The 16,694-nt window shown below is 70.7% G+C and carries 18 protein-coding genes; 6 read left to right on the top strand and 12 right to left on the bottom strand.

Translation table 11 applies throughout. The features are described from left to right. Positions 1–28: 28 nt before the first annotated feature. Both PQI07_RS02935 and PQI07_RS02940 read right to left on the bottom strand, forming a co-directional pair. On the bottom strand, positions 29–265 hold the full coding sequence (locus PQI07_RS02935) for a hypothetical protein (RefSeq protein WP_274925995.1): 237 nt from the start codon (positions 263–265) through the stop codon (positions 29–31). 88 nt (positions 266–353) lie between these two features. Beyond that, a complete protein-coding gene (locus tag PQI07_RS02940) occupies positions 354–965 on the bottom strand; it encodes an HdeD family acid-resistance protein (protein ID WP_043350331.1) in 612 nt (203 codons plus the stop codon). A gap of 367 nt (positions 966–1,332) precedes the next feature. On the opposite strand from PQI07_RS02940, the gene aqpZ reads away from it, so the two are divergent. Next, on the top strand, positions 1,333–2,067 hold the full coding sequence (gene aqpZ / locus PQI07_RS02945; RefSeq protein WP_043350328.1) for an aquaporin Z: 735 nt from the start codon (positions 1,333–1,335) through the stop codon (positions 2,065–2,067). Between the two features lie 371 nt (positions 2,068–2,438). On the opposite strand, the gene PQI07_RS02950 is transcribed toward aqpZ, so the two are convergent. After that, positions 2,439–3,089 carry a BON domain-containing protein gene (locus tag PQI07_RS02950; RefSeq protein ID WP_274925996.1) on the bottom strand — a complete coding sequence of 217 codons (651 nt, stop codon included), beginning with the start codon at positions 3,087–3,089 and terminating at the stop codon, positions 2,439–2,441. Positions 3,090–3,129: 40 nt separating this feature from the next. Beyond that, the gene (locus PQI07_RS02955; RefSeq protein WP_236952824.1) at positions 3,130–3,363 is read right to left on the bottom strand and encodes a hypothetical protein; all 234 of its coding nucleotides are present in this window, start codon (positions 3,361–3,363) and stop codon (positions 3,130–3,132) included. A gap of 159 nt (positions 3,364–3,522) precedes the next feature. On the opposite strand from PQI07_RS02955, the gene PQI07_RS02960 reads away from it, so the two are divergent. Then, on the top strand, positions 3,523–3,735 hold the full coding sequence (locus PQI07_RS02960; protein ID WP_179697936.1) for a hypothetical protein: 213 nt from the start codon (positions 3,523–3,525) through the stop codon (positions 3,733–3,735). A gap of 54 nt (positions 3,736–3,789) precedes the next feature. Here the strand turns inward: PQI07_RS02960 and PQI07_RS02965 are convergent, their stop codons facing one another. Then, on the bottom strand, positions 3,790–5,634 hold the full coding sequence (locus tag PQI07_RS02965) for an AMP-dependent synthetase/ligase (RefSeq protein ID WP_446720938.1): 1,845 nt from the start codon (positions 5,632–5,634) through the stop codon (positions 3,790–3,792). Continuing rightward, entirely contained in the window at positions 5,631–8,519 is a 2,889-nt protein-coding gene (locus tag PQI07_RS02970; RefSeq protein WP_274925998.1) for an AMP-binding protein, read from the bottom strand. The genes PQI07_RS02965 and PQI07_RS02970 overlap by 4 nt, the downstream gene beginning before the upstream one ends. A gap of 278 nt (positions 8,520–8,797) precedes the next feature. Between PQI07_RS02970 and PQI07_RS02975 the strand changes: the two genes are divergently transcribed. Next, positions 8,798–9,160: a hypothetical protein gene (locus tag PQI07_RS02975; protein WP_075381576.1), complete on the top strand. Its 363-nt coding sequence runs from the start codon at positions 8,798–8,800 to the stop codon at positions 9,158–9,160. Between the two features lie 67 nt (positions 9,161–9,227). Here PQI07_RS02975 and PQI07_RS02980 read toward each other — a convergent pair whose 3' ends face one another. Both PQI07_RS02980 and PQI07_RS02985 read right to left on the bottom strand, forming a co-directional pair. Then, positions 9,228–9,557 carry a c-type cytochrome gene (locus PQI07_RS02980; RefSeq protein ID WP_274925999.1) on the bottom strand — a complete coding sequence of 110 codons (330 nt, stop codon included), beginning with the start codon at positions 9,555–9,557 and terminating at the stop codon, positions 9,228–9,230. After that, complete coding sequence (locus PQI07_RS02985) at positions 9,557–10,369, bottom strand: universal stress protein (protein WP_274926000.1); 813 nt, start codon at positions 10,367–10,369, stop codon at positions 9,557–9,559. The genes PQI07_RS02980 and PQI07_RS02985 overlap by 1 nt, the downstream gene beginning before the upstream one ends. Before the next feature lie 173 nt (positions 10,370–10,542). Here PQI07_RS02985 and PQI07_RS02990 point away from each other — a divergent pair, with 173 nt between their 5' ends. Beyond that, positions 10,543–11,361 carry a universal stress protein gene (locus PQI07_RS02990; RefSeq protein WP_053608952.1) on the top strand — a complete coding sequence of 273 codons (819 nt, stop codon included), beginning with the start codon at positions 10,543–10,545 and terminating at the stop codon, positions 11,359–11,361. 14 nt (positions 11,362–11,375) lie between these two features. Next, positions 11,376–11,567 (top strand): hypothetical protein, encoded by a 192-nt coding sequence (locus PQI07_RS02995; protein WP_274926001.1) that lies wholly within the window; start codon positions 11,376–11,378, stop codon positions 11,565–11,567. A 155-nt stretch (positions 11,568–11,722) separates the two neighbouring features. Here the strand turns inward: PQI07_RS02995 and PQI07_RS03000 are convergent, their stop codons facing one another. The 4 genes from PQI07_RS03000 to PQI07_RS03015 form a co-directional block, all read right to left on the bottom strand. Continuing rightward, complete coding sequence (locus PQI07_RS03000; protein ID WP_274926002.1) at positions 11,723–13,231, bottom strand: DUF2336 domain-containing protein; 1,509 nt, start codon at positions 13,229–13,231, stop codon at positions 11,723–11,725. After that, entirely contained in the window at positions 13,228–14,313 is a 1,086-nt protein-coding gene (locus PQI07_RS03005; protein WP_274927672.1) for a lytic transglycosylase domain-containing protein, read from the bottom strand. Before PQI07_RS03005 ends, PQI07_RS03000 begins: the two co-directional genes overlap by 4 nt. 89 nt (positions 14,314–14,402) lie before the next feature. Continuing rightward, positions 14,403–15,032, bottom strand: coding sequence for a flavin reductase family protein (locus PQI07_RS03010; protein ID WP_179697929.1), 630 nt, complete (start codon positions 15,030–15,032; stop codon positions 14,403–14,405). Positions 15,033–15,045: 13 nt separating this feature from the next. Next, positions 15,046–15,609, bottom strand: coding sequence for a nitroreductase family protein (locus PQI07_RS03015; RefSeq protein WP_179697928.1), 564 nt, complete (start codon positions 15,607–15,609; stop codon positions 15,046–15,048). Positions 15,610–15,762: 153 nt separating this feature from the next. Here PQI07_RS03015 and PQI07_RS03020 point away from each other — a divergent pair, with 153 nt between their 5' ends. After that, a complete protein-coding gene (locus tag PQI07_RS03020; protein ID WP_043755151.1) occupies positions 15,763–16,680 on the top strand; it encodes an RgsD C-terminal domain-containing protein in 918 nt (305 codons plus the stop codon). The last annotated feature ends 14 nt before the right edge of the window (positions 16,681–16,694 follow it).

The following is a 16,694-nucleotide window of genomic DNA, read 5'->3' on the forward strand; positions in this document are numbered from 1 at the left end:
CGGCCGGATCCGGTCATCGGCGCACCAGTCAGCGCCAGGCGCAGACCCGTCGTCCGCGTCGCCACCAGCAGACCCTGCGGCGGCGCCGCCGCGGGACGACGACGACGGCCTGTGCTTTCTCGACGGGCGCGCCGCTCGGATCATCGAGGGGCTCGATTCTCAGGGGCGCGGCGTAGACGGCACCCGGCACCATGAGCAGGCCCGCAGCCGCCAGGGCGGCGGACGAGAAACTGCCCAGCACGGCACGACGATGCATCGGTTCCATTGCCATCCTCCGGCTCGTGGTCTGATGTCCCTGGCTCTGCCACCCGATCCCGTCCGCGCCGACGGAGATCGGCGCTCACCCCAGCGGCTCAACGGGTCGCCGACCCGCTTCCGGGCGATGCGAGCGCCGGCGCGACCGGCGGCGGGCCGAAGAGGCCGATCCACGCCCATGACAATCCCGCGGCTATCAGGTCGCAGGACACGAAGAGGCCGATCGCCCACAGGCCCGAATAGGGCCATTGCGCAATGATGGCGGCGCCCAGGAGCATCGAGAGCAGGGCGAACAGGATCACCGTGGCGCGCGACAGCTGCGTCGTGTGGACGATGGCCCAGAGCGCGCGCGCCACGCCGGAGGCGATCAGGGTGAGCCCGAGGACGAGCGTGAGGGCGAGCGACGCTTCGAGGGGGCGGAAGACGGCCCAAAGACCGCCGACGAGGTAGAGCAGGCCCGCGAAGAACCGAACGACGCGGGATCGCCACGCTTCGACCTCCGACGGCTTGGCGAGCGCCTCGGCGATCTCGGCGATCCCGGCCGCGATCAGGAGGACGCCGTACCAGAGCGTGCTGACGATCGTGAGGCTGACCACCATGAAGAGGCCCACGATGCCGAGGATCAGCAGCAGGCTGCCGACCGCGAGGAGCCATCCGCGGGCACGCCCCGCTCCGGTCTGCAGCGTTCCAAAGGTGACCGTTCCGCCCATACGACACCTCCCGTCGGACCCGTGGATGAGGAGGCGGTCCCCATTCCGTCCGATCACCTCCGATTGAATCGCCCGTTCGATCGGAACGGCGTTGATTCAAATCAAAGGCGCGGGTCCCCGTTCTCGACGGCCCGGGCGTCGATCGACGGCTCGGCATGCCCTGCGCAGCACGGGAGAAACTGGCGGATCGACCGAGGCGCCGCGCCGAAGAGACCGGTGCCGGCGACCAGACCCGCGATGCGAAATTGATCTAGCTCAAATCGAGGCCCCTCCCTTCGCGGCAGGATGCGGTCCGGCCCTGGATAATCCGATCCGCTCGGTCGGGCGGGCCACGGAAATGTCGCCTCGCCTGACCGCAGGAGGTTCCATGGATATCCGCAAGTGCGCGGCCGAGGCCATTGGCACGTTCTGGCTCACCTTCGCGGGCTGCGGGAGCGCCGTCATCGCGGCCGCGTTTCCGCAGGTCGGAATCGGCCTCCTCGGCGTCGCGCTCGCCTTCGGCCTGACTGTCGTCACCATGGCCTATGCCATCGGGCACATCTCGGGCTGCCACCTCAATCCGGCGGTGACCTGCGGACTCGCAGCCGGAGGCCGGTTTCCGGCCCACGACATCCCGGCCTACGTCATCGCCCAGGTCGTCGGCGGCCTCGTCGCCGCGGCTGTGCTCTACGCCATCGCCAGCGGCGCGCCGGCCTTCTCCGTCGAGAAGGGCTTCGCCGCCAACGGCTATGGCGCGCATTCGCCGGGGCAATACGCGCTGACCGCCTGCCTCCTGACCGAGGTCGTGCTCACCATGATGTTCGTCTTCGTCATCATGGGCGCGACGCACGGCAAGGCCCCGGTCGGCTTTGCGCCGCTGGCCATCGGGCTGTGCCTGACCCTCGTCCACCTCGTCGGCATCCCGGTCACGAACCTCTCGGTGAACCCGGCGCGCAGCACGGGACCGGCGGTCTTCGTCGGCGGATGGGCCCTGACCCAGCTCTGGCTGTTCTGGGTCGCCCCGATCTTCGGTGGGGTTCTCGGCGGGATTCTGTATCGCTGGCTGAGTGAGGAGCCCTCCGTCCAGGTGACCGGCATCTCTCCCCCGGCCCCGGCAGAGTGAGAGCACGAACCGCTCGCCGGGAATCAATCGATAACTTTGCTGAAGAACTATATTTGCTGTCTCTCTTCGCGACGGCGATCTTTGCGCGCGGCGCGCCATCGCGATGCGCTGAACGTGACTTGGCCGGACGACCCGGGATGTTCCTCCCTGCGCCGGCCTTCGCCAGTCGAATCGAAGGCCGGCGCGATCCTTGATCGGACACCGGGAACCGCGCCTCAGTGGCTCGCGATCTGTCACGCGACGGGACAGGCCCCCCGGTCCGAACACTTCGTGTCTTTCCGTCCGCCAGACGGATCGGTGCCGCGCGCGCTCAACTCCGGGATCTAGGATCGATCTCGAATCCGCGCCGCGGTGCATCCCATCTTGTCCGCTCAGGCCATGGCTACGATGCGGTCCTCGACGGCGCGCACGCCCGGCACCGACCATGCGGCGCGCTCGGCCGCATCGCGCTCCGCCCAGGCCGTCACGGCACCCTCCAGAATGACCCGGTCGCCCGAGACGGTGACCTTGATCGCGTCGGCCTCGAACAGCGCGCTCCGCCGAAACGCCTCCAGGATCTTGTCCTTGACCGCCCCAGGTGGAACGCGCGGTTCGATCGCGATCCGGTTGGTGACGCCAAGCACCCCTGAGAGCTGCCGCACGACGGCCTCGGCGGATCTCGACTGGTAACGCCAGGGCACGGCGCCCGTCAGGGTGATCCAGCCGCCGCTCACCGTGACCTGGATGGCGTCCTTCGGCAGATGCACCGACCAGTCGATGATCGCGAGCGCCCGGGCGGCGATCTGGTCGTCGGCCACCTTCTTCGCGTCGGCGTAGCGGACCGCGATCTCCTGCGCGATGGCGCGCACGCCCCGGACGCGGCGCACGGCGCGCTCCGCCTCCACCTTCTCGGCGTAGCTGCCGACATGGCCGGTGAGCGTCACCACCCCTTCGGAGACGGCGACGCCGATATCCCCGGCGTCCAGGCTGGGGTCGAAGTCGAGTTCGTCGAGCACCGCCCGGCGCAGGTCCTTGTCGGTCATGGCGTTCCTCCTGAGGCGGCGCGGGCCGCGCGGCTCCCGGTCAGGCGGCGCCGGCCGCCTGATCCATCAGAAGGCCCTCGCGTCGCGCTCGCTCGAGCACGAGCCGTGCGGCCACCCGGGCTCGGCCGGCGCGCAGCCTGCTGTCCGGATGGCCCTCGCGGAGCGCCTGGCGGGCACGGGCCCGGAACCAGTTGGCATTCGCGATCGCCGTGGCCCGGCGTTCGGGCTGATCGATTCCGCGGGCCTTTTTCAACGTTGCCATCGTCTTCAGCATTCCGGTTCGCGCGACACCGAGAGCCTGTCCATCGTGGCGCTGGCGGCGCTCTTCGTCTGTCGAAGCGGTGAAGCAGTCGACCGCGGCACACATTGATCAGGATCAACGCTGCCGCATCCGTCTCCGGCATCAAACTCTCAAGCCAGGAGGAGGATCGCGATGTCGCCATCGGATATTCGACTCGCTGTCGAAGCCCACAGAGAGGCCCTCGACGCATTGACCGGATTCTTGTCCGAGTTTCCTATGATTCCGCGATATCTTGTCGAGAATCATATCGCCTTCGAAGTTGCCCACCGCATCCGATCGGGCGTCAGATCGCGCGATCGTCTGGTGCGTTACGGGATCGAGGCGGTTCTGACGGACAAGTACTGAGCGGCGGACCGGAGCCGCATCAGGGGTGGACCGTGTCGGCGAACCCAGATTTGCTCAGGCGCGCGGCGGTTCAGGCTCGCCGCGCAGGGCCGCCACCGTTCCGGCGAACCGGTCAAGGAGGACGGCGCGGCGCAGCTTCAGCGTGGGGGTCAGGAGGCCGTCCTCGACAGTCCAGGGCGTCCGCAGCAGACGCACCGCCCGGACCCTGGCAGCGCGGGGTCCGTCATGCAGCGCCGCGGCGATCCGATCCAAAGCGGCCCGTCGGGCGCGCGCGTCATCGAGGGCGTCCTCCGCCGCGGGATCGAGACCCAGATCCTGCGCAAGCTGCGTCCACATCGCCGCATCGACCACCGCCAGGACCGACAGCCGCGCTTCGCCCTCGCCCAAAACCATGGCCTGACGGAACAGGGGATCGCGCAAGATCGCGGCCTCCACGGCCTCCGGCGAGATCTTTTCGCCGGTCGACAGGACCATCATCTGCTTCAGCCGGCCGGTGATGCACAGATCGCCGTCCTGCAGCGTGCCGAGATCGCCCGTATACAGCCATCCGTCACGCAGGACCTCGCCCGTGAGGTTCGGACGGCGCCAGTACCCGAGCATCACGCCTGGCGAGCGCACAAGGATTTCCCCCGAGGCCGCGAGGCGGATCTCCATTCCGGGGAGTGCGGGGCCGACCCGGCCCGGGCGCGTGGCGCCGAGCCGGAATCCCGTGACCGCCGAGGCCGCCTCGGTCAGGCCGTATCCCTCGACCAGGGGCAGACCGAGGCTGAGGCAGAACCGGGCGGTATCCTCCGGAAGCACGGCGCCTCCAGAGACCGCGAGCCGCAAACGACCGCCGAACGCGCGGCGGATGGGGCGCCCCACCATGCTGCGCAGCAGGAGGCCGAGTACGGTCCGGGCAAGGCCGAGCCGCCGTCCGTCCCGCCGGGCCGCGAAGAGCGCCCAGCCTCGGGCCAGGGCTGCGCGCAGCAGCCAGCGCGTCGGCGGCGTCCGCTCCGCCCGTTCCGTCACGCTGTGGCGCAGACGTTCCAGCACGCTCGGGACCACCAGCAGGATGGTCGGGCGTGCGAACAGGAGGTCCTCCTGGAGATTCGCCACCGATCGTGCGAACACGACGGGCGCTCCGAGGATCAGCGGCAGATAGCACCCGACCACACGCTCGAAGATGTGGGCGAGGGGCAGATAGGACAGGAACACGTCCCGATCCGAGCCGGGGTTGCGGTCGAGAACAGCCTGCGCGACCGCCAGCAGATTGCGGTGCGAGAGCATCACGCCCTTCGGGCGACCGGTCGTCCCCGACGTGTAGACGATCGTCGCGAGGGCATCGGGGTCGCGCCCGGCAGGAGTCAGCACGGATCCACGCGCCCCTGCGAGCCAGAACCGCAGGCTCTGCAGGCGCGGATCGGAAGGTCGGGTTCCTCGCGGCTCCTCGAGCGCGATCACGCGCTGAACTCCTGTGCGCAGCTGGGCGCGATCGCCGAGGCTGTCCCATTGCGCCGCCGTGCGGACGACGACGATGCGGGCGCCGGAATCCGCCAGGATGTCGACGGCGTTGGCGGGAGCGTCATCGGGAAAGAGCGGCACCACCACGAGGCCGAGCGAGAGCGCCGCATGATCGAACGCCACCCACTCGATCCCGTTCGGCAGCCAGAGCGCGACCCGTGCGCCCGGTTCGAGCGCCTCGCTGGCCAGGGCGGCCGTCCGTTCGGCGACCCGCTCGGCCATCTCGGCCCATGTGATCGCCGCGAAACGTCCCTCGGCAGGATCGTGTGCCACGTAGGCCACCGCCGTCGGCCGGCGGGTTGCCTGGGCTCGCAGAAGGCTGGGGATCGTGCCCGTCGAGGCGTCCGCTGGCGGCTTTGCGCAGATCCGTGTCTCGGAGCGGCCCGACATGATCATTCCGGAGCCGGCTCGACGGGCGGCGGCACCGCTTCCCGGGAGAGGTCCGGCTCGTTGCAGCGGGCGAGAATCGCCGCGCGCGCCCGATTGCGCAGGCGGATCGCGGCGTGGAAATCCTCGCCGTCCGGGGCGATCGGCGCTCCGACATGGACGTGGATCACGCTCCGCCGGGGGAACCACTGATCGGCCCGCAGCGCCGACCGCGTGCCCGTGATCGCGACCGGCACGATCGGGGCACCCGCGCGGCAGGCATCCAGAAACGCACCGGGGTGGAAGCCGAGGAGGCCCGGGGTCCGGGTAAAGGTGCCCTCCGGGAACGCGACCACCTGCTCGCCATCGCGGATGCGCCCGACGATCGCCGCCGCGTCGGCGATACCCGCCACGGTACCCCGGTGGACGAAGGCGGTTCCCAGCCGCCGCAGGAACGGCCCGGCGATGCGCTGACGGGCCAGCTCCTGCTTGGCGAGGAAGACCGGCGTCCCGGGCAGCACGGCCGCCAGCACGGCGCCGTCGAGATAGCTCGCATGGTTGGCGACGACGACGGCGCCGCGGCTGACGGGCTCGCCCGATACGGTCAACGGTGTCCGCGTGACCCGGAAGAAGACACGCAGGCCCGTCCGGAGGGCGGCGAAGCACCAAGCGCGCTTCGGCAGGACGAGCACCAGCGGCCATAGGATGGCACCGATGACGACGAGGGCGCCCCACCAGGACGCCGCATAGGCTGCCTCCGACCAGAGCCGCCCGATACGGCGCAGCCGCGCCGCGGCCCCCGCGACGGCGAGCCGGACCAGCTGCGTCCGCAGGGCGGCTTCCGGGCGGCCGAGTTCGCCTGCCGCGTAGAGCGACCGCGTCGCCGCGCGACGGATCTTCCCGCTCGACGTCTTCGGCAATGTGCGGGGCGGACACAGAACGATCACGTCGGGCGGCTGCTCGATCACGCCCGTCGCTTCCCGGGCCAGGGTGCGGCGCAGCTCCTCCAGGGCCGCGGCACCGGTGAGGCGCGTCTCGGCGGCGAGGATCAGCCGCTCCGTCCCGGTTCTCGGGTCGGGGCTCGCGAAGGCCGCGACACAGCCCTTTCGGACGCCGTCGACCGCACCCGCCACCTCTTCCAGCTCGTGCGGATGGATCTTCCGACCGGCCCGGATGATGATGTCCTTGGTACGCCCCGTCACGAAGACGTCGCCGCTCGCCAAATAGGCGAGGTCGCCGCTCTCGAGCCAAGCTCCGTCGAACAGGGCGCGGGTGATCTCCGGACGCCGGAAGTAGCCGGTCGTCGCGGAGGGACCGTTGAACTGCAGCCGCCCCTCCCGGCGCTCCGGCACCTCGCGCCCGGCCTCGTCCACGATCCGGATCTGATGGCCGCGCAACGGATGCCCGCAGGCGGCGAAGGCGACGGCCCCCGGAGCGCCAGGCTCAGCCGGCAGGGCCTCGCCGCTCCGCGACAGCGTTGCGCGGTCGATCCAGTCGATGCGCGGGCCCCGGCCGAGGGGCGGAAAGGTGAGGCCGACCGCGCATTCGGCGAGCCCGTAGACGGGTGTGACGGCCGACGGCCGGAGGCCGAAGGCCGCGAAGCGCTCAGTGAACCGGGCCAGCGTGTCCGGGCTGACCGGTTCGGCCCCGTTGGTCAGGACGCGCAGCGAGCTGAGATCGAGCCCCGCGAGATCCTCGTCCCGCAAGGTCTTGAGACACAGCTCGTAGGCGAAGTTCGGGGCGGCCGAGATCGTGCCGCGCTGGCGATGGATTGTCCTGAGCCAGCGCCCCGGATCGGCCAGGAAGGCCAGGGGTGAAAGGATCGCCGCCGGCGCACCGAAATAGAGGCTGCCCAGCCAGCAGCCAATCAATCCCATATCGTGGTAGAGAGGGAGCCAGCTCACGACAACGTCAGCCGACGAGGCCGCCACCGCTTCGCCCATAGCGCGGACATTGGCGAGCAGGTTGGCGTGGGTCAGCATCACGCCCTTCGGATCGCCTGTGCTGCCGGAGGTGTATTGGATCAGCGCAAGGTCCGCCCCCGTGGCCGGGACGGCCGCCGCCAGAGCGTCTTCCGTCACGAGATCCGCGGTGGTCGTCAGGACCCGCAAACTCTCGACGCCGTCGCGCAGCAGCCAGGCGAAGGGTTTGATCGCCGCATCGGTGATCAGGATCTGCGGCGCGGCGTTCGCCAGGATACCGACTTGACGCTGCAGGTGATCCTGGATCTGGGCGCGCCGGAACGGCGGGTAGAGCGGGACCGGGACCCCACCCGCCAGGATCGTGCCGAGGAAGGCCGGGAAGAAGTCGGGCCCGGTGGGCAGCATGAGGGCGACCCGGTCGCCGAAGGCGAGATCGAGCTTCAGGAGGCCGGCCGCGACCTGACGCGAACGCCGGTCGAGCGCCGCGTAGGTCAGAACGGTCTCGGTCCCGTCCTCCTGTTGCAATCGAAGATGGGGGCGGTCCGGGTGATTGCGGACGTGGAAATCGAGCACGTCCGCCCACGTGGTGGCCCGGTGCGGCTCGGCCGCCGTCGGCAGCGCGGCTGGTGGCGGGGACGCCGCCGAGGGCTCGCGCGCGGCGCCCGCAGCCTGGATCGCGGCCAGCAACGCGGCCGGCGTCGCTGCCTCGCCGATCAGCCTCTCCGGCAGCGACACCCGGAAGCTGCGCGACAGCCTCAGGATCAGCTCCGCGCGCCCCAGGCTGTCGAGGCCGAACTCCCGTTCGAGGTCGCTGTCGAGGTCGACCGCGATCGTCGCGCCCCGCTCCGGGTGCAGTTCGAGCAGGAGCGACCGGACCATGTCCAGGACAGCGGCTCCGGTGGGCTGCGCGACCGGATCGAACCGCTCGCTCGGCAGGCGCGCGACGTTCTCCACGAAGGACTCCGGGATGCCGGCGAAATGACCGGGCTCCAACCCGCATCCGCAACTCAGATAAGCCGTGTCCCGCCGCCGCGGCTTGATCTTCATCAACACGGGAACGCCGCATCGGATGTGCCTATGCAGCGATCGAGCGGGGAAAATGCTGTGTTCGAGTGTGAACCGACGAGCTTGGCCTGCCGAGGCGGCGCGTCCTCGGATCGCGCACGCAGCGAGACCTTCGCCGGATGAGATTCCGTTGACACGCGTCAAACGCGCGGTCGGGGTGCGGGTCTATGATCCGCGCCGTCATCCGGTGACCGGAAGAAGGCGTCATGTTCCGCTCTGTCCTCGTCATCGCCGTCCTGGTCGGATCGACCGCGGCGCTCGCGCGGCCCGGAAGCGGCGCCCTGCCCTTCGCGCATGTCGAGGCGCGTCGGACATCGACTTGCGCGTGCGGCCCCGTGCGAAGATCGCCCCGCTTCAGGGACCGGGCGTCGGTCTACCGCGATCGCGCCGCCTTCCAAGGCGGCGTGCGAAGCCGGACCATGGCCGGCGGCCGATTCGACACGGGCGCCCATGTTCCGATGATGGGCGCGGCAGACGGGTTCCAGCGCTGGAGGCGCTACGACGATTGCATCTGGGGCTACGCCGGTCTCCTTCCGCCGGCGCATTGCACCGACTTTTACGCCTTCTGAACCCGGCCGCGATCCGATCCGCACTGCAGTGGCCGGGATGCACGGTCGTGCATTCGTCGACCGGCCGTCACGGTTTCAGCGTCTTGAGGTAAGCCGTGAGGTCGGCGGCATCATCCGGTTCGAGCCGGAAGTCCGGCATCGCCGGATGGCGCCTCTCGACGCCCTCGATCAGGACGTCGGCGAGGTCGTCGACGGGAAAGCGCTCGGCCAACATCCTGAAGGTCGGGGCCGCCCGCATCGGGCTCGCGCCCCGGAGGCCGATGGCGTGGCAGCCTGCGCAATGCGCATGCGCAAACTTCCGCCCCTGCGGCGCCGAGGATTCCTCCGCCCCGATCGCTCCGGTGCAGAGCAGATCCAGGCCGAGGGCGACACCGACGGAGAGCAGCCGCCGACGCATCAGTGACACATCAGGCTGCAGATGGGTGCGCGGTCGAGGACATCGCGCGTGACGCCGCCGAAGATCCATTCCCGCAAGCGGGAATGGCCGTAGGCCCCCATGACGATCAGGTCGGCGTCCTGCTCCAGGGCGAACCGCATGATCGCGTCGGCATCCTGGCCGGCGGCGTGGAGGTGGTGGGCGGTGGCGCTCACGCCGTGCCGGGCGAGGTGAACCGCCAGATCCTCGGCGTTGCCGACGCGCACGTCCTCGCCGCGGGTCGCCACGAGCACCTGATCCGCCGCGCGGAAGAAGGGCAGCGCCGCCGACATCGCCCGGCGCGCTTCAGGACCGTCCTTCCAGGCGAGGACGATGCGGGCGGCCTTCAGATGGACGATCCGCGGCGGCACGATGAGGACGGGCCGGCCGGCTTGCATCAGGACGGGCCCCGGCGACACGCCCAGCGGACCTGGGTCCGGATCATCCGGCCCCTGCCGGCTCACGACGACGAGGTCGGCGGTGCTCGCCTGTTCGACGAGATGCGTCAGCGGATCGGCGAAGCCCGCGTGCCAGAGCGTGCGCAGCTCGCTGCCGGCGCTGTGTTCGAACACGTCGCGCGCCCGTTGCAGGATCCCGCGGACCCGGGTCGCATTCTGCTCGACGTCGTCGGCCGCCTCGCAGAGGTCCCGCACCAGGATGGGAACAGGCACCGTCTGGGCGGCCGCACCCGTGAGGATCGCTTCGAAGCGCCGCGCCAATCCGGCGGCGAGGCTGACCCGGTCCGGAGCGTCCTCGCTGAGGTCGAGGGCGACGAGGATGTTCGCGTAGCCCATGGCGCCCCTTCCCGTGCCGAAAGCGAGACACGACGGGTGGCCCAGAAGGCGCGTGGTCGCCTTGATCCAGCGCAAGATGCTGGGTCGTCCGGGTCTTGAGATGGATCAAGGCTCTGCGGAAACCGCGACCGCATTGTGGGTGGGTATTCCGTGCCCGGTCGCAGGATATCCGCATGTCGTACGCTAGCCTCATGGTCGCGGTCGATGACGGGCTGCACGCCGCGCAACGCATACGACTCGCTGCGGATCTCGCGCATCGCCTGGGCACGCGCCTCGTCGGTGTGGCCGCATGCGTGCCGGATTATCCGCGGGGCTATGGCGAGACCGCCGTGCCCATGGGCTCGGCCATCGAGGACATCCGCCAAGCCGCCCTTACGAGACTCGCAGGCTTCGAACAGATCTTCCGGGAGGCCGCCTGCCGCAGCGACCGCGTCGAGTGGCGCTCGGATCTCGACCATCCCGTCCGCTTTCTGGAGCAGCAGGCGCGGGCCGCAGACCTCGTCGTCGTCGGTCGCTACGCGCAGAACGAGGGAGTGTCCCTCGGGGCTGCGGTCGACCTCGGGGACGTTCTGATGGAGCTGGGCCGTCCGGTTCTGGTCGTACCGCCCGGCGTCGAGCGAATGGAGGCGAAGCGCATCGTCGTCGGGTGGAAGAGCTCTCCGCAGACCCGCAGGGCCGTATGGGACGCGATGCCGTTGCTCAGGCGTGCGGAGACGGTCCAGGTGGTGCGGGTCAACGATGGCGAGGACGCGTCAGAGATCGAGGATGTCGCCCGGTACTTGGCCCTCCACGACGTGAATGCGGTGCCGCGCCGAGTCGTGGCATCGGGCTGGACGGCGGCCGAGGAACTGCAGAGGGCAGCGGTCGAGGCCGATGCGGACCTGATCGTGACCGGGGCCTACGGCTACAGCCGTCTGCGAGAATGGTTCTTCGGCGGCGTGACCCGTGACCTCCTGGCCGACGCGTCGGTCTGCAGCCTGATGAGCCACTGACGGGAGGTGCGCCGATGGCGAACCCGGGCAACCCTGGCGATCCTGACACCGGCTTCCCGCCGCCATCTCCCGCGCGGACACCGGAGCCGCAGCAAGCCCCGCTGCCGGAGCCCCTGGGCATCCCCGACTCGGAGCCGGACGACGTGCCGCCGGCCAACGAGCCGCTGGGCATCCCGGGCGGAATGCCGCCCGAGATCGTGCCCTGACCGCGGACTCGTGCCTGACCGGCCCCGGAAGCCGGCGATCCCGGCCGTGTCCTGAAGCTCTTCCCGTGCGGAGCGATCCAGGCGCAGCGGTGCCGCCCGCCGCTGCGCTCGCCCAGGACGAGGCGGCGACGGCCAGGCCGGGCCCTGTCGTCCGATCAGGCGGCGATGCGCGCGGCCTGATCGCTGGTCGCCTCCTCCGAATCAGGCTCGGCGCGACCCTGGCTGGCGCGGAAATGGTCGAGGAGGCTGTCACCGAGGCCGTCGAGCACCCGATCGGTCGCGGCCTGCGTGGCCGGGTCCAGTTCCTCGGTGCGGTACCAAGCCAGGATCTGCTCCGGCAACGCGTCGAGGATCGCCCCCACGGGATTGAGCGGCTCGGCCACAGCCGGCACGTTGGCAACGGCTGTGACGATGACGGATTCGTCAGGACCGGCCTCGGCCACGAAGGCGGTCCGGCGCTGGCTTTCCAAGGCAGAACGCCACGCGGCGTCGGCGGCTTCGGATTCCCGGCGGGCCGTTTCCCGGGCGAGCGCCTGTGCGGCGATCGCGCGAGCCGCCTCGCGGGCCTCGTCCCGGGCGGCCTCGGCCTCGTAGCGGGTCAGCAGGGTGATGACCGGATGCATGTGCGGATCCGAGAGATCGCCGCAGGCCTCGATGGCGCATTCGATGATCCGCCGCGACAGACCGGTTCCCCGGGCGGGGAGTGCCCGGCCGGCGAGGTCCTGCCAGGCGGAGAGCGCCGCCTGCATCGCCGGCAGGAGCGGGTCGGGCAGACCCGCTCTGGCATGCAGGTCCGCGAACTGGCGCGGGTCGCGCATGGCCCGGACGATCGCGGCATGATCCTGACCCGAGAGGTCGGCCAGGGCGGCCAGGGCGAAGTCGATCCGGCCGGAGAGCACGGCTCGGAGAACGAGCCCTGCCGTCAGCTGCCGGGTCGTGCGCAGATGGGTCACGAGGCGCGACACCGCAGCCGCCCCCCGTCCTTCGCAGGCTTCGAGGGCCACGCGCTCGCCGGCCTCGCGGCTCATCCGGCCGCAACGCTCGGCGCTGAGCCAGCCACGGTCCGTGACGAACCCGGAGAGGGCCTGTGCCACCGCGATCCCGAGGGCATGGCGCACCTCGGGCGGCAGGTCGGCCCGGGCAAGCAGCGCCTCGCGCAGGGACGCCGCGTCTCCCCGCCGCTCGATCATGCGCAGCAACCGGCCAGCGGTGATCTTCGCCGTCGGATTGGCCGCCAGAACGACCAGCGTGTCCGTCTCGCCGATCTCGGCCAGGGCGCCCGAGACCGCGTGCGACAGGTGGTGCCGGGCGGCGATCACCGCGCGGGTCGCCTCATCGCCGAGGGCCGCGGCGTCCACGAGATCGGCATCGGTGAGGACCGGGGATCGGGCCAGGACCAGCCGCGCCACCTCCGGCACATCGCAGGAGAGGGCGACCACGAGGGGACGCGGGGCCCGTGCCGAGGCCGCGCAGGTCTCGGCGAGCGCCCGGCGTACGAGCGGCGATGGATCGTCCAAGAGCGCGAGCAGCGCCGTCTTGGCCTCCCAGGCCTCGTCAGCGTTGAGATCCCCGTACAGGTAGGCCCGCGCCAGAGACGCGGTCGCCTCGGCCCGGCCTCCGGCCGAAGCATTCTGCGTCCAGGCCAGGAAGTCGCGGATGATCATCGACCGCTCCGGGGGGCGAACAGGCTGGTCCTGTCGCCGGGCATGGGCACTGCGACCGCAAGGTCCGCGGGTCGGCGGGGCGGCAGCGGCGGATTGAGAAGAGGTGCGCCCGCGGGCGTCGCCGCCGGCTCGGGAAGTGCGCCCGTGACGGCAGGCTCCGCGTCGGCGACGCGCGACGGCAGCTCCGAATCGGAGCGCGGGAAGTAGGTCGGCGCCGGGTGCTGCGTCGGCGCGGCGGTGTTGCGGGACTGCCAGAGCCGCGCCGCGGCATCCGACGCCGCACCGCGCTGGTCCGTCTGGAACAGGCTGCGCAGATCCGAGCTCCCGCCGAACGCGGTCGCTGCACTGGCATAGGCCGACACGGCCTGCGGCGCGGCGGGATTATCCTGGCGCAGGCCGGTCAGGTCGGTGGCGGCCGCGCCCTGTGCGGCCGCCGAGAGGCTGGCATACAGTTCGGCAGCGCTACGCGGCCGTCCGGCGCGGTCGTAGAACAGCGCCCGGTTCGCGGCGGCCGCCTCCGGCAGGTCGAGGGCGGCGGAGCGCTCCGGGAAGGCGCGCGCCGTCGAGATCAGGGCCGCTGCCCCCTTCGCGCCCAGCACATGCGCCGCATAGAGGTCGCCTGCGGTCGGCTCGCGGCCGAGGGCGCTCGTCAGGGCGTCCGCATTCTGCTGGGTGAGGGCGCCGGCCAGCGTGGCGGAGATCTTGGGATCGCGACGCAGGTCGAGGATCGCCTGCCGCTGGCTCGCGTCGGGGACCGTATAGGTCCCGTCCGACTGTCGGGTGATGGCTTCGGCCTGGGCCTGCAGACCGAGCCGCGGCCCGGCATTCTTCATCACGCCGAGCCAAGTCTGCTCGATGAACTGGAACAGCCCGGTGGCGGAGGAGGTCCCCGCCTTGGCGGCGGGATCGAGGGCCGATTCACGCCGCGCCGTGGCGAGGAGATAGTCGAAGCCGACGCCGCTCGCCGTCGCGCCATCACGGATCGCCTGGACGACCGGCCCCGAGGCGGGCGCGGCCGGCAGGGACCGCGCCTGGGGCGGCGGGCTCTCCGGTGGGCTCGACGGCGTGGTGAACAGGAACATCCGGGCGCGCACGGGAGTGGGGACCGTCCGAACCTGCGCCCGCTATGGTAAACAAGTCCTCAATCGACGGTGCGCGGCCCGATCCTGTTTCAGGACCCGGTGAACTCCCCGGCGCCCTTCGGCCGGCGCATCTGGAACCGGGTGTCGGCCGTGACGTGGAAGTAGTCGAAGTATCCGCCACGCATGATCGGATGCATCGCCGCCGTATCGACCATGCCGTCGACCACGTAGCGTGGATCGATATAGATCGACACGACTTGGCCGATCACCAGGAAATTCTCGGCCTCGCCGCCCTCGAGGGGGACCAGCGGCACGGTCTGCAACCAGCGGCATTCCAACGCCGCCGGCGAGGCGGCCACCCGCGGTGGGCGAACCTTGTGCGAGGGCGCGGTCTCCAGCTTGGCGAAAGTGAACTCGCTCGTTCCGCGCGGCAGCGGCGCCGAGGAATCGTTCATCCCATCGCGCAGATCCCAGGTCGCGAGACTGCAGACGAATTCCTGCCCCTCCTCGGCGAAGGTCATCGCGTCCTTGCGGCCCGTGGAGGAGAACGCGACCATGTTGTCGGCCACGGCGTTGAAGAACGAGTAGGGCGCGAGGTTCACCGCGCCCGCACGGTTCATGGCGCTGATCCAGCCGATCGGGCGGGGCGCCACGATCGCCTTCAGCGGATTGTGCGGGAGGGCGCGCGCCTCCCGAGGCAGCGCGAGATCGTAATGCACGGCCGGTCCCCCTTCAGAGATAGGTGACGATGTCGTCGAGCGCCGGCCGCGGCCGGTCGGAGGGCACCTCGCGCGCCCGGCCGATATGAACGAAGCCCGCCAGTTTCTCGGCCGGCGCCAAGCCCAGTGCGTCGAGGACGCGACGGTCGTAGGCGAACCATTCCGTCAGCCAGGAGGTCGCGAAACCGGCGGCATTCGCCGCGATCACGAGGTTCATGGTGGCGGCACCGGCGGAGAGCACCTGCTCCCATTCCGGGATCTTCACATGCGGCCCGGCTCGCGAGACCACCGCGACGACCACCGGCGCGTGGGTCAGGCGCGCCCGCTCCTGCGCGAGCCGCTCCGGCGAGGCGTCCGGATTGTCCGCCGCGAAGGTCGACGCAATGATCTCGCCCGCCCGCGACCGCGCCTCCCCGCCGATCACGATGAAGCGCCAGGGCGCGAGCTTGCCGTGGTCGGGCACGCGGGAGGCCGCGGTCAGGATCGCCTCCAGCTGCGCGCGATCCGGGCCCGGCTCGTCCAGCAGCGGCGGCGGCACCGAACGTCGGGTCTTCAGGAGATCGAGGGTGGCGGTCATGCGCTCCGTCCCGGTATCGCGTCCCGTGGGGGATGTGACATGCGCGGGCCTCCGGTGGAAGTGCGGCCTTGCCACCGCCATGGTCCGGAGGCACAGGCAGCCCCGGACGATCCGGCGTCCGAGCTGGGGCGAAAGGTTGAGAGAGGCCGACCGATGCGCATGAGGCTTGCCGCGACGGCGCTGGCGATTCTCGCTGCCGGCCTGCTGCCCGCATCCGCCCAGCAGGACCCGTTCCAGAACCGGCTCGGCGGCGCCCTCCCGTCGCCGTCGATCACCACGCCGAACCTGCCGCCATCCCTGCCGGCGGCCGAGCCGGAGGCGCAGCTGTCCCTGTCGGCGCTTCTGTCCGGGCCGGGCACACCCCTGCGCCAGGGGCTGGCATGGCGCATCTACGAGGACCGGGGCGACGGCACCCGCCCCGCGATCGTCGCCCGTTCCAACGAGGCGGAGCCGCATTTCAACCTCGCCCCGGGCACCTATGTGGCGACCGTGACCTACGGTTTCGCCAGCGCCTCGAAGCGGCTCGTGATGGGTGGCCAGCCGACCACCGATACGCTGCGGGTGGCAGCCGGCGCACTGAAGCTTGCGGGCGCCGTGGGTGACCAGAAGATCCCGCCCGGCCAAGTGATGTTCTCGGTCTTCGTGCCGGTGGGGACCAATTCCGAGGGCCGCCTCGTCCGCTCCGGGATCAAGACCGGCGAATTGCTGCGCCTGCCCGAGGGCACGTATCACGTGGTCTCGACCTATGGGGAGTCGAACGCGATTCAGCGCGCAGACCTCCGGGTCGAGAACGGCAAGGTGACGGAGGCGACCCTCAACCACCGCGCCGCCACCGTCACGCTGAAACTCGTGGCCGCTCCCGGGGCCGAGGCCTTCGCGGGCACCGCCTTCTCGGTTCTCACCCCCGGCGGCGACACGATCCGCGAGGCCATCGGGGCGTTCCCGCAGGTGACCCTCGCCGAGGGTGATTACGTCCTGATCGCGCGCCATGACGGGCAGGTCTACACGCGGGAATTCAAGGTCGAGAGCGGCCTCGACCGCGACATCGAGGTCGTGGCCAAGTCGGGCTGAGAGCGCCGGATCGG

It is taken from the genome of Methylobacterium sp. 092160098-2 (genome assembly GCF_028920805.1).
GTDB lineage: Bacteria > Pseudomonadota > Alphaproteobacteria > Rhizobiales > Beijerinckiaceae > Methylobacterium > Methylobacterium fujisawaense.

What these genes read in the sequence shown, in the direction of transcription:
- PQI07_RS02935 (WP_274925995.1), bottom strand. Translation starts at nt 265, where the DNA reads ATGGAACCGATGCATCGTCGTGCCGTGCTGGGCAGTTTCTCGTCCGCC.
- PQI07_RS02940 (WP_043350331.1), bottom strand. Translation starts at nt 965, where the DNA reads ATGGGCGGAACGGTCACCTTTGGAACGCTGCAGACCGGAGCGGGGCGT.
- aqpZ (WP_043350328.1), top strand. Translation starts at nt 1,333, where the DNA reads ATGGATATCCGCAAGTGCGCGGCCGAGGCCATTGGCACGTTCTGGCTC.
- PQI07_RS02950 (WP_274925996.1), bottom strand. Translation starts at nt 3,089, where the DNA reads ATGACCGACAAGGACCTGCGCCGGGCGGTGCTCGACGAACTCGACTTC.
- PQI07_RS02955 (WP_236952824.1), bottom strand. Translation starts at nt 3,363, where the DNA reads ATGCTGAAGACGATGGCAACGTTGAAAAAGGCCCGCGGAATCGATCAG.
- PQI07_RS02960 (WP_179697936.1), top strand. Translation starts at nt 3,523, where the DNA reads ATGTCGCCATCGGATATTCGACTCGCTGTCGAAGCCCACAGAGAGGCC.
- PQI07_RS02965 (WP_446720938.1), bottom strand. Translation starts at nt 5,634, where the DNA reads ATGATCATGTCGGGCCGCTCCGAGACACGGATCTGCGCAAAGCCGCCA.
- PQI07_RS02975 (WP_075381576.1), top strand. Translation starts at nt 8,798, where the DNA reads ATGTTCCGCTCTGTCCTCGTCATCGCCGTCCTGGTCGGATCGACCGCG.
- PQI07_RS02980 (WP_274925999.1), bottom strand. Translation starts at nt 9,557, where the DNA reads ATGCGTCGGCGGCTGCTCTCCGTCGGTGTCGCCCTCGGCCTGGATCTG.
- PQI07_RS02985 (WP_274926000.1), bottom strand. Translation starts at nt 10,369, where the DNA reads ATGGGCTACGCGAACATCCTCGTCGCCCTCGACCTCAGCGAGGACGCT.
- PQI07_RS02990 (WP_053608952.1), top strand. Translation starts at nt 10,543, where the DNA reads ATGTCGTACGCTAGCCTCATGGTCGCGGTCGATGACGGGCTGCACGCC.
- PQI07_RS02995 (WP_274926001.1), top strand. Translation starts at nt 11,376, where the DNA reads ATGGCGAACCCGGGCAACCCTGGCGATCCTGACACCGGCTTCCCGCCG.
- PQI07_RS03000 (WP_274926002.1), bottom strand. Translation starts at nt 13,231, where the DNA reads ATGATCATCCGCGACTTCCTGGCCTGGACGCAGAATGCTTCGGCCGGA.
- PQI07_RS03005 (WP_274927672.1), bottom strand. Translation starts at nt 14,313, where the DNA reads ATGTTCCTGTTCACCACGCCGTCGAGCCCACCGGAGAGCCCGCCGCCC.
- PQI07_RS03015 (WP_179697928.1), bottom strand. Translation starts at nt 15,609, where the DNA reads ATGACCGCCACCCTCGATCTCCTGAAGACCCGACGTTCGGTGCCGCCG.
- PQI07_RS03020 (WP_043755151.1), top strand. Translation starts at nt 15,763, where the DNA reads ATGCGCATGAGGCTTGCCGCGACGGCGCTGGCGATTCTCGCTGCCGGC.